We start from the raw sequence: 11,232 nt of genomic DNA on the forward strand, positions 1-11,232 counted from the left end.
CGATCCAGACGTCGATCCAGACGTCGATCCAGACGTCGATCCAGACGTCGATCCAGACGTCGATCCAGACGTCGATCCAGACGTCGATCACGTCGAACGCGCCGCCACGGTTGCCCAGCCCGCACCGCCACCCTGCTGTCGCAGCGATCTTCTCGACGTCGCTCCGGGAGCGGTCGGTCTTGATCGCGACGTGCGTCGGCGTCAATGCCGGCACGGCAGGATCGTGCTGGAAGGAGTAGTCGTTCCGCGCGTCGGCCGGGGCCGGAGGCGTTGCTTGCCGCGGTGCGGGCGGCTGGTGGCGAGGTTTGGGTCGTGGCGCCGTCGGGAGAGATGCGGGCGGCGTGGCGTCGGATGATCCATGGGGTGCGCCAGGGCGGGCATGCGCCGGTTGGTTGGCATCTGCGCCATCGAGGCTGTGACCGTGGGGATCTTGTGGTCGAGCTGCGTCGCGGTGAGCATCCGGCTGATCGGTACCGCAAGACCGCAGGCGGCGGGTTGCGGTGTCGGGGCAGCTCGACGCCCTTCATCCGGTGGTGGAGGAGTTGCAGGATGCCCCGGGAGCGGTTGCCGCAATCGAGGAGCTGCAGCGTGGCCCGCGATGCCGGGCTGCCGCACCGCCCAGTCCGGCCCGAACCGCCACCACAGGTTCCACGTCGCCCTGCGCAGCTGCGCGTCAGCGTCCATGCCACGGGCGTACCCCGTTTCACGCCTCCTGCGTGACGGGCACCTGCATCGGCTCGCGGATCGACGAAGTGACCGCTACTCGATCTTGTCGTGCGGCACGGCGAGCCGCAGGTTTGACGGGTGGCCGTAGAGCGCGCGGTGAAGATGACCTGTGCTTCCAGTCGGCAGGCGGCGCGCCCAGGCAGAAGTGGATGCCGTGGCCGAACCCGAAGTGGGCGTGGCCGGCACGGTCGATGTCGAATCGCTCCGGCTCCGGGAAACCAGGTCTCGTTGCATCTCGCCGACCCGGGGCTGAGGTCGACCGTAACCGCTCGGCAGACCCAAGGGTGTTGGCTGGCCCCGTCCTACTGGCCGCGCAGTACTGGACGGCGCTGGGTCTGGAACGGGGGAGAGGTGTCCGGAAGTGCTCATTGAGGGCATCTCGTGATGTGTCGACTGTCGAGCCGTCGGCGCATTTCAGTGCGACGGTCACCTCGGGTCAGTCCGCTGTGTGTTCCCGGAGGGCCTTGAGTTGTTCTTTGACGCGGTCGGCGTTCCAGCGGTAGTGGCCGCCAGGGGTGACGAACTCGGGGGTGATCGACTTTTGTTGGACGTAGCGCTGGATCGAGCGTGGTGACAGGCCGAGGGCGCGGGCGAGTTGGGTGCTGGAGATGTACTTCTCTTCTGTCACGGTGACGAGGTTAGGCGCTTGTGGACCGGGTGTGTCGACTCTTGTCGCGGTTGGCTATGATTGGAGCTGCTTGACTCTCGTTAAGCTGAGGCGGGCCCGGACGCGGTGCAGCAACACCGGCCGGGCCCTTGATCAGCCACAGGAGGCTGACCCATGAAGAGTGTCCTGCATGTCCAGCGGCTCGACGAACTGGCCGCGACCGTGTCTCTTCCGCAGCTGGTGGATAGCTATCTGCTGCACCTGCGCACCGTCATCTCCGCTGTGGCGGCGAACCTTCCACCGCTGGCGCCGCCTCGGGCCGTGGTGGCGGGTCATGCGTTGTCGGCGGTGGTGTGCGCATGTGGCCTTGGGGAGCGTGTGGCATCCGGGCGTTGGGAGATGGTTCGTGAGGCGTTGGCGCACGGCGCCACGATCGGGCAGGTGTGCGCCGCGTCCGGCCTGGAACCGGACGAGATCTGTGTGGGCCTGTCCAGCTGGGCCGAGGCGCAGCACCGGGACGGCAACTTCACCGACCGCGAGTACGACACCGTCCTGGCACTGGTGTCTCCGCGACCCGGCGGTGGTGGTCGGTGGTGAACGCGATCGCACTGTTGATCTCAGTAGAACCTGGGCTGGCCGGCAGGTTGCTGGCTGCGCACGTCGATGACGGGACCGGGCGGTGTGCGCTGTGCTCGGCTGGTGCGCAGTCGGGCCACTACATGTGGCCGTGCACCTTGCGCTCACTCGCACTCGAAGCGTGCCAGCACCTCGAGGTCAGTCGCTCGTCGGCGGACACGGTCGTGGACGCCCACGGCGATCATCTGAGGCGGGCTGTCGGCGGTGGACCAGGCAGAGGAGTGCCCGGCAATGATCCCGATGCCGCCCGAGTGAGGCAGCGAGGCTTCGGCTACAGGTCGCAGCTGACGTGCACGCTGAACGGGGCGGATCGATGACAGACGCTGAGCAGCACTGCCGCGGCCGCCGCAGCTCGACTCGCGACATAGGCCTGGAACCAAGATCGGACGGCCGAGTTGGATGATGCAACCCACACCAATATCGACGTCCACCTCACGGGAGGAAATAGCTCGTGGCGAATAAAGTATTGGTCCGTATAGTCCTCGCGGAACACGGCAGACGTTTGCTGCGGTAGCATGATGATGCAGAAACTGAGCCTGGCGCCGTGATTTCGCAGCTTCTGGGGCGTGCGGTGAATTCAGATCAAGATCGACCTTGCTTGCCTCACAAATGGAGAAGCCGTCGAATCGGTGTGGATCCTCACTCGGCAGCGACGAAAACGGCGCCATCTGTCACCTCAGGCGGGTCCAGTCGGTCAACCGGGATGCCGCCGCAGGTGCCGACAGGGGTGCCGGTAGGGCGCCCGTCCAGAGCGGAACCCCGTTAACGGCGTGAAACTGCAGGTGAAGGCAGCTGTCATCACCTCGTGGCGCCGCCCGACTGAGCCTCCGCGGAGGGACTTCAGTACCGCTGGCGGCGGAGTCGTTGGGTCAGTGGCCGCCTGGTCGGACAGTCTCAACGACCCGGCCACCCTCAGTCCTGCCGTGGGCCGCCGTAGCCACAAGGACTCAGAATCATAGGTCGGGAAGAATACCAACAGGCCGTGTCGCATCCTGGCGCGATGTCGGCGACCAGCTTCATCTGTGTCGCGAAGGTCAAGATTCGTGTCACCGTGTGGCGACATGCAAGTGGGGAAGAGTTAAGACTTGAGCTCACTCGGATGTCGAGATAAACTATGAACGTGGACGTCGAGTTCGAACGTCCAGACGAGTGAATCGCGCTTGTCGCTACGTTATGTGGCTTGACGTCTGCGTCGAACAAGAGCGTCCATCGTTTTGTGCAGCTGACCCCTGGACCGCTGACCGCGGTCCAGGGGTGAGTCGTGGGCACTGGCAGCGCATGCCACGACATCGCCTCGCGGGATATGACCCCAGGTCGCCATCACCAGGAAAGGGAATCGTCATGCCACACACCGACCACACTGGTCTGCCCGCCAGCGCCTCCACTCTGGTGCTGCGGCAACCAGCTGCGGCAGGGCGGGCCCGGTTGTCCGCTGACGATCTACAAGACCGACTGTGGGGTGCGCTTCGTTCTCACCCTGGCTGCACCACTACTGAACTGGCCGTTGCTGCGAAGATCGGCTACTCCACCGCCGCTCGTCTGCTCGGCCAATGGGCCAAGGAGGCAAGTGCGACCAGCGAGCCCGGACCGACCCCACGTGCCGCTCGTCGATGGACCGCCGCACCCACCACCATGACCAGCGCCGAGTTGAGTGCTGTGCCCACCACTGCGGCCACCACGGGGGCCGCCGCCGGCCCCGACGAAGCAAACCCCGACCAAGCAGACCGCGACGAACCTCCGGCCGACCCATCAGCACCCGCCAGCGAACCGGCGACCGGCCCCGCGAGGCGAACCGACGCCACACCGCCCGCTTCGAACCCTCACGGGGCGGATCCCACAGCGGCGCCCGCAGCTGGCGGCACCCACCGACAGGAAACTGCGACTGGCACCACCGGCCCGGAGAGCGGGGGCACACCGGCCGACGAACCCGCCCCGGTCCACGCCGTGGACGGCATGGAGTCCCACGCAAACGTCACGCCGAATCCCACCGGGAGTGGAAGCGCTGCCGCACCGACTGATGAAGGACGACGGTCGGACCTGCCGGCGCCGGCGCTGTCGCGTAACCGTTCTGGATCCGTTCGCCTGCGCGCCGGTCAGCTCCGCGGAATGATCGAGGACCACCTGTACGGCAACCCCGGCGACTTCACACCGGTCGACCTCGGCAACAAGCTCCGCCGCTCACCGGGCGCGATCGCCAACGCCCTCGAACGCCTTGTCGAGCAGGGAACGGTGGACCGCATGAGCGAGAAGCCACGACGGTACCGGCACGCTGAAGCAACCGACCCGACCCTGGTCGACGACGAGAGTCCTGTGAAGTCAGCCGCTGTCGAGTCGACGGGCGAAGTCCGACGGTGCGAGTAAAGCGAGGTGCAAGGCGATGTAGATGACCATGCCCAATGACGCCAATGAGCCTTTGCCAACCTGATCCGGCGCTGGCGATCATGAGGGTCTGGGCTGCGGCAACAGGCTCGGCGGTGCGGTAGGGACAGCAGCGGTCGCGACCTGGATCGCGTCGGGTGCACCGCAGTTGGCACCTCGGCATAGGCGCCGGCGTGATCTCGGCAGGCCACCTCCGCGCCTGGCTGGGCGAGCGGCCACGCGGTGAACGACTCGGCCTCACGGTCCAAGAGCAGATATCGATCGTGCGATGAGTGGCGATGCTGAGGCAGCGCATTGAACAGCACGGTGCTGTAGACGTGCCCGGGCTGTAGGTGCGAATCGTCAACGGTGCGGCTGCGCGCGAGTTTTCCATTAGGCCATGAATTGGCCTATATGCGGCCTAGCGTCGATTCGAACCAGCGAGAGGTGAGGTCATGACGCAGCAGGTGCGCAGGATTCCGGACGGCTACCACGCGGTCACGCCCTATGTCATCGTCAAGGGCGCGGCGAAGTTCGTCGCGTTCATGGAGACGGCGTTCGGGGCAACCGACCGCGGGCAAGTGCCCAACGACGACGGCACCATCGGCCATGCCGAGGTCCAGATCGCCGACTCCATCATCATGACGTTCGACGCGAAGCCGGACTGGCCGGCCACGCCCGGCTTCCTGACCCTCTACGTCGACGACTGCGATGCGGTGCACCAGGCCGCGCTCGATGCCGGAGCGACCACCGTGACTCCGCTCTCGACCAACGCGTGGGGGGACCGCGGCAGCCGGATCCGGGATCCGTTCGGGAACATCTGGTGGATACAGACCCATGTCGAGGACGTGCCGGAAGCCGAGATCATGAGTCGGATGGGCGACGAGGTCTTCGTGGCTGACGCGGTGGTCTCCACCGAGACCCTCGACCGGGAGATCCGCAGGATCGGCCGGCAGCCTTGACCGACGTGACCGAGAGCCCGGTCGGCTGGGTGCACGCGCACGTCAGGCGCTATGTCGAGTCGGGTGGGATGCGCGGTCATCGCTGGTCGGGTACCGACGCCTTGCTGTTGACGACGCGTGGCAGGCGAACCGGCCTTCTGCGGCGCACCGCGTTGATATACGGGCGGGACGACGATCGATTCGTCGTCGTCGGCTCGAACGGCGGCAAGGCGCGTCACCCGGAGTGATACCTGAACCTGCGGCACGATCCCGAGGTCCGTGTTCAGGTCGCAGCCGAGGTGTTCGACGCGCGTGCGGAGCCGGCCACCGGGGCCGAGCGGGAGCGGCTGTGGGCCGTGATGGCAGGCGTATTCCCCGAGTACGACCGGTTCCGGACGAGGACAGCGCGAGAGATCCCCGTCGTGCGAATCCTGCCGCGCTGAGCCCGTGCTCAGCACGATTCAACGAGTGAGCCCTGTGCCGTTCTGGTGAGGAGGTCCGCGGCTGCTGCGGTGTGACGCCGCTTCGATGAGTAAGCCCCCGGTAGACGGCTTGACTAGATCAACTTGCCTTGACCTGCAGCTTCGAGTGCTTCTTACCCTGCGGGGGTCACCGTGTCCAACCACGCCCTCATCACCGTGGGGACGTGCGCACCCTGATCGGCACCCGCTGGTGCAAGCACTCTGCCGGGCGCCAGGCTCGCTGGTGGTCGCCTACCTGCGCAGGCGAGACCTTTGCCGATCTCGTTGCCGGGTTCGAGACCGGCGTGACCACGGTTCTGCTGCAACCAGGAAGCGGTCGCTGCCATCGCGCCATCTCTGTGGGACGCCGAGTTCGTCGTGACCGGTGAGGCAATCGTGATCGTTGACGGCACCTTGCTTCGCATCGACCGGATCGGCATGGCCGCCGGGCGGTGGTCGGCCACGCCACACCTTGACAATTTTTGTTGTCGGCAGTCAAACTGAGTCAGGCCTACCCCATCGACCGACGATCGAGGCAGTCACATGCAACGAGTCACTGGCATCGGTGGCGTGTTCTTCCGTGCCGCCGATCCTGCGCACCTATCAGACTGGTACTCCATCCACCTTGGAGTGGACCCGGCGCCCGATTCCTACGAGCACGCCTCATGGCAGCAGCAGTCGGGATCCACCGTGTTCGCGGCGATGCCCGCCGACTCGCCGCACTTCAGCCGGATCGAGCAGACGTGGGCGATCAACTTCCGAGTCGACGACCTCAACGCCATCGTCGACCAGCTGCGCACAGCCGGGATCGACGTCGAAGTCGACCCCGAGACGTATCCCAACGGCACCTTCGCTAACCTCCACGACCCCGAGGGAAACCCCGTCCAGCTGTGGCAGCCTGCCGGCGCCGACCTCCGCGGAAGCCCGAGCTGAGCAAGCGACGTGGTGTTTCCCAGCGGAATGCTCAGTCGGGCGACCCACCTGCTCGTTCTGCGACGGCAACGATCGGCCACCGGTCCAATGGTTGCCGGCCCGACGGTACGCATTTGCGGGAAGTGTATCGAGAGCGCACGCGACGACGTGTCGTCGCCGACCGGCACAGGGTCTCCCGGCCGCGTCGCCACTTGCGCCAAGGCGCGGTCAGTCTGAGTTCGCGCTGACCTCGCCGGCGTTCACGCCGAGCTCGTTGAGTATCCGCCGGGCACGGCTGCCCGGATCGGTGATGAGGACGTAGAGCAGATGTTGGGTCCGGAGGACAGTGCCGGTCCGGCAGACGGTTCGCTGCGCCGCCTGCAGAGCGCCACGGGCCTCGACCGACATTGGTGGTACTTCGCTGCTCGCTGCTGCCGGTTCACTGAACTGCGCCGTAATCGCCGCTCGCACGGCGTCCACGCGTACGTGTAGCCGTTCCAGAGTCGCGGCGGCAAGCCCTTCTGTGATGAGTTCCATCAGTAGATGGTGAGTGCCGACCTCTGATCGCCGCGCCGGCCTCCGTCTGAGGCGGCCGGTCATGTCGCGGTCGGCGAGGGTGGCAATCGCAGCTGCGTCGGTGTGATCCCGGACGGCAGTTACTTCAACGTGCCACTGGCGCCCGCCGTGGACTCCTCGACCGATCTGAGCAACTGTGACCCGTGCGTGAAAATCGTCATCCGCCGTACGCACTGAGCTGTGGCCGCCCCCGCTGCGCGGCTCGTGGCTTGTCGCCCTGTTGGGCCGGGAAATGGGTTCAGACCTGATCGGTGACCTGACGCGACGTTGACCTTTGGTCGTACGTTCTCGCCCCGACGATGCCGGCCATCATGGCGAGGTGAGCACGACGACGATCGGGCAGCATCGCCAGCCTCGATGTCTCATATGCCCGTACGGTGATCTTCGCACGGGTTCGCTGTTGAGGTGCTCAGGCAGGCCCGTAGGTCAGGTGTACGACGCCGTTTTCGAACGTGTCGGTGGACTGGTGGACGAGCTTCGTCTGCGGGCCGCCGTCTGGGAACAGTCGCAGACCGCTGCCGACTGCGAGCGGGAAGACGAACAGGTGCAGCTCGTCGACCAGTCGGTCGGCGAGCAACGCGCGTACCAGGGTGATGCTGCCGCTGACGAAGATGTTGCCCTCGGTCGACTCCTTGAGTGCCCGGATCTTGTCGGCATCGTATCCGCCGATGATCTCGCTGTTGCGCCATGTCGAGTGAGTCATTGTTGAGGACACGACGTACTTGGTTGTGTCGTTGAAGAACGGTGCGCTTGGGTCATCCTCGACGGTGCGGACCGACCAGGCTGGCTCGAACTCTTCGTGGGTGATTCGGCCGAGCAAGATGCCGCTGGCGGCGTCGGTGATCGCGCCGATGGCTGCGCCCTCGCGCTCGGTGAATCCGTACTCGAACGTCCAGTCCGGTGATTCGACGACGCCGTCGAGCGAGGCGAACTCGTGGACGGTGATCCTCCCCATGGTGGGCTCCTTCTGTCGATGATGCTCGGCGGGTAGACCGGACAAACGTGATGATCTCATCGGTCGCGGGTGGATCTGCTGCCGGGAGGTCAATCCAGACCCGCGTTCTCGCAGTAGCGCAACGTCCACCCGCTCGACCCCGCGATCAGGCGGAACACCCGGCAGAACCGCAGGCCGGACACTCACCATGCCCGCAACCTAGAACGGCCCGACCAGCACCAACAGAAGATCAACCACGAGCCTCATGAATCACCGGGGTTAGGAGGCTTCACACACCGGTTCCTCTCGTGTACCTCTCCGTCTCGCTCGCCGAACCCGCGCCATCTGGCAGTGCTGACACGTCCCGGCTTTGTCAGGGCCGCTTGCCACCCTCCCCGGCACCTCCCGGATCGAGCTGCCCCCTGCTTCACCGCCCTGCTGCGACAGGACAGCGGCGAAGGTCTCTCACCTCCACTCGATCAATCAGCGCCTCACGGCGCACGTGCCACAGGTGCCAGCGGTCGGCGACCTGGATCGCCCCGGGAGCTCCGGTGCGGGCGCCCTCGGCGTAGGCGCCGGCGCGGTCTCGACAGATCACCTCGGCGCCGGGATGGGCGAGTAGCCACGCGGCGAAGAGTCGGCCTCCCGGTCCGGGAGCAGGTCGATCGAACGCCGGGTAGCGATGTCGATCAGCACAGTGCCCGTAGACGTGCCCGCGCCGCAGCGCGAAATCGTCCACGCCCAACACCATGACCGTGCCGACCTGCGGGTCCGGCAGCGCCCGGACCAGCCGCAACAGGGTGCTGCGGCTGGTCGGCAAGCCCAGCACGCCGGCCAGGCGGGCACCCGCCCGCCCGGCCAACGCCAACCCGATCGACTCCAGCATCCGCCGCAGCAGCAAGCTGCGCCGGGCATGGCCGCAGTCAGCCCCGTGATTTGCTCGGCGAACGTCCGCGCCGAGCACCAGGCGTCCTCGCAGAAGAAGCGGCGAACCCGCAGCGCGATCTCCACCCGTCGACCGGCGACCGCCGCGTCGGCCAGCCGCCGCTCATAGCGACTGTGCACCCGCGCTGACCTGGCTCCGCAACGCGGGCACGACGCCCGCTCTGCTCGTGCGCGCGCCCAGATCCGCACGGCCCGGCCCACATCGGCGATCCGCTCGATGACGACATCTGCCAGATGCGGAAGCAGAACACGAACCCCACCTTGATCACCACACCGGCGGAGATGATCAACCCTCCGAGATCAACAGTCCCGCGCGACACACCCAGACGAGGCCAAGACGACGCAAAGTGGGCCAGATCCAGATTCAGTCCCAACGCGCCGTCGACAACCGCGGCCAGGACGGGGGGTGAGGTCCAATCGGCGTAAGCGTCGAGGCGGTCAAGAGGCACCTTGAGGAGGCAGTCGTTGCGCGATCGCCCTGATCGGCACGCGGATCGCCCCCATGTCGCGGCCTGGGCTGCACCCTCGGCGTCCAGGCCTCATGTCTCGCGTAACCAACGAAGTCTGCGGCTCGGCCAGGAGATGCGCGGGACCGGTCACGATCTCCGCCTTGTGATCGGCATGGTCGGGAGTAAGTGGCCCGCGCTTACCGGCCTCCGCTCAACGCGATTGCGATATCAATCACTCTATCGGCCTCCCACGTAGGGCACAGCTTTACACCAGTTTTTGTCGCAAGGAAGAATGTTGGCCGCTATTTTCCTACCCACAAGAATCTCGGTGGCACCATCAACGGCGCAGAAGGTTTGATTATATGTCGGAACGGGCGGCCTATCGTCCGGGAGCATCGCAACACGACGTTGATGAACCGCGTCAGTTCCCGATCAGCTCGCGGACCTGCGCCGCAACTGCTCCATGGCGATCGGGATGCAGTTCAGCAACCAGCTCGTCGAGCGCTGAGCGCGCAACCCAAACGAGCCGGTCAAGCATCGCGGTCCCCGCATCCATGATCGGCTCCCGAAAGGTCCCCTCGTAGATTGCCCGAGAGTCCACCTCCACCGCGATCACCCGGCGATCTCCGAACGCGCTGTTGTATGCGTCGGAGGACACGACGAGGTAGTTCATCGGGCCGATTGCTTCATCGCGGGAGACCCATACCTGGCCGTACCGGATCGGTGTGTCGGCCGCGCTCACTGTTCGTCAAACGCGGCGAGGGCCCGCCGGCGCCGAGCTGCCATCAACGCCTGTTCCTGCTCCGCGGTGTAGACGGGATCGCGGGCGTCCTCCTCGGCTCGGGCGCGCTGGGCCTTGGCCACTGCGGACTGGTGCCGCAGCGTCGCCCTGACCCACTCCGACACGTTCGTGCCCGAGTACGCCGCGGCGGCCTCGACATCCCTATGCAGTGCGTCGTCCAGCTTCACAGCAAGCTGTTTCGTCATGCTCCTAGCATGACAGATCGTCAGGCGCTTTGTCATTTCCCTTGGCACGCGCCCGCATGCGTGGACGGCGGCAACACGACGTCGTCGCTGCGGTGCAGCTGGGGCTCACTGCGGCGACGAACCAGGAGCCCGCGAAGGCTCCCGCATCGGCTAGTAACCGAGCGGCGCAGGGCCGGGCCCACCGGGCCCGGCCACGCGTTCACGGCTCGGCAGGGTTTGATTCGTCGCCCCGCGGACATCCTCGATTGCAGCAGATCGGGGAGTTGAGGCGCAGATGGCCACAGCCGGCAACCACTCGGCGCGATGGGACCTCGCAGTCTCTTCGTCAGCGCCAGCACCGCGCGGCGGCATCTCGCCACGCAGCTACGCACCTGGGAGATCGCCGGGGCCGTGAGACTGCGCTGCAAGCGAGCTGCAATACGGATGCGGAAGCCTCGGGGGACGCGCGGCTGCCCGGCATCGGCATCGGCATCTGCATCTGCATCGGAGGCGCCATGACAGAAACGACCCCGGAAACATCGAGCACTGCCCGTCTGCCGGGGGTCGTCGCCGCCTACGCGCGTCGGTTCCACGCCGCGGTCGGCGACCAGCACCACGTCGCGTCGCCACTGGGTGCATGGCTCGTACTCGCGATGGCGGCGCCGGCAATCAATGGAGCCGACGCGCAGCAGGTGACCGAAGCGCTCGGCATGCCCGCCTC

Annotated in this window: 12 protein-coding genes and 2 pseudogenes; 6 read left to right on the top strand and 8 right to left on the bottom strand. The window is 66.3% G+C overall.

What is annotated here, in order from left to right; all coding sequences use genetic code 11:
- Together LL648_RS42790 and LL648_RS42795 are read right to left on the bottom strand one after the other, a co-directional pair.
- Positions 1-214 (bottom strand): hypothetical protein (locus LL648_RS42790; protein ID WP_232668727.1); only part of this gene is annotated, 214 nt, incomplete at its 3' end.
- A 948-nt stretch (positions 215-1,162) separates the two neighbouring features.
- On the bottom strand, positions 1,163-1,354 hold the full coding sequence (locus tag LL648_RS42795; RefSeq protein WP_232668728.1) for a MerR family transcriptional regulator: 192 nt from the start codon (positions 1,352-1,354) through the stop codon (positions 1,163-1,165).
- A gap of 153 nt (positions 1,355-1,507) precedes the next feature.
- Between LL648_RS42795 and LL648_RS42800 the strand changes: the two genes are divergently transcribed.
- The 5 genes and pseudogenes from LL648_RS42800 (at position 1,508) to LL648_RS42820 (ending at position 6,662) form a co-directional block, all read left to right on the top strand.
- Positions 1,508-1,930, top strand: a complete 423-nt coding sequence (locus tag LL648_RS42800) for a hypothetical protein (protein ID WP_232668729.1) — start codon at positions 1,508-1,510, stop codon at positions 1,928-1,930.
- A gap of 1,983 nt (positions 1,931-3,913) precedes the next feature.
- A complete protein-coding gene (locus LL648_RS42805; RefSeq protein WP_232668730.1) occupies positions 3,914-4,330 on the top strand; it encodes a MarR family winged helix-turn-helix transcriptional regulator in 417 nt (138 codons plus the stop codon).
- A 452-nt stretch (positions 4,331-4,782) separates the two neighbouring features.
- The gene (locus tag LL648_RS42810; protein ID WP_232668731.1) at positions 4,783-5,289 is read left to right on the top strand and encodes a VOC family protein; all 507 of its coding nucleotides are present in this window, start codon (positions 4,783-4,785) and stop codon (positions 5,287-5,289) included.
- A 29-nt stretch (positions 5,290-5,318) separates the two neighbouring features.
- Positions 5,319-5,711, top strand: a pseudogene (locus LL648_RS42815) (nitroreductase/quinone reductase family protein).
- A 561-nt stretch (positions 5,712-6,272) separates the two neighbouring features.
- A complete protein-coding gene (locus LL648_RS42820; protein WP_232668732.1) occupies positions 6,273-6,662 on the top strand; it encodes a VOC family protein in 390 nt (129 codons plus the stop codon).
- Between the two features lie 207 nt (positions 6,663-6,869).
- On the opposite strand, the gene LL648_RS42825 is transcribed toward LL648_RS42820, so the two are convergent.
- The 6 genes and pseudogenes from LL648_RS42825 to LL648_RS42845 all read right to left on the bottom strand — a co-directional run bounded on the left by LL648_RS42825 (position 6,870) and on the right by LL648_RS42845 (position 10,532).
- Positions 6,870-7,241: a Clp protease N-terminal domain-containing protein gene (locus LL648_RS42825; protein ID WP_255687582.1), complete on the bottom strand. Its 372-nt coding sequence runs from the start codon at positions 7,239-7,241 to the stop codon at positions 6,870-6,872.
- Between the two features lie 385 nt (positions 7,242-7,626).
- Complete coding sequence (locus tag LL648_RS42830) at positions 7,627-8,172, bottom strand: dihydrofolate reductase family protein (RefSeq protein ID WP_232668734.1); 546 nt, start codon at positions 8,170-8,172, stop codon at positions 7,627-7,629.
- A 406-nt stretch (positions 8,173-8,578) separates the two neighbouring features.
- A complete protein-coding gene (locus tag LL648_RS42835) occupies positions 8,579-9,115 on the bottom strand; it encodes a hypothetical protein (protein WP_232668735.1) in 537 nt (178 codons plus the stop codon).
- A gap of 17 nt (positions 9,116-9,132) precedes the next feature.
- Positions 9,133-9,297 (bottom strand): annotated as a pseudogene (locus tag LL648_RS45950) (transposase family protein); the annotation flags it as partial.
- A 669-nt stretch (positions 9,298-9,966) separates the two neighbouring features.
- Complete coding sequence (locus tag LL648_RS42840; protein WP_232668736.1) at positions 9,967-10,218, bottom strand: hypothetical protein; 252 nt, start codon at positions 10,216-10,218, stop codon at positions 9,967-9,969.
- Positions 10,219-10,283: 65 nt separating this feature from the next.
- Complete coding sequence (locus LL648_RS42845; protein WP_232668737.1) at positions 10,284-10,532, bottom strand: hypothetical protein; 249 nt, start codon at positions 10,530-10,532, stop codon at positions 10,284-10,286.
- A gap of 494 nt (positions 10,533-11,026) precedes the next feature.
- Between LL648_RS42845 and LL648_RS42850 the strand changes: the two genes are divergently transcribed.
- The coding region (locus LL648_RS42850; RefSeq protein WP_232665926.1) for a serpin family protein at positions 11,027-11,232 on the top strand (206 nt) is incomplete at its 3' end.

This window comes from Pseudonocardia sp. TRM90224 (genome assembly GCF_021245725.1).
Lineage (GTDB): Bacteria > Actinomycetota > Actinomycetes > Mycobacteriales > Pseudonocardiaceae > Pseudonocardia.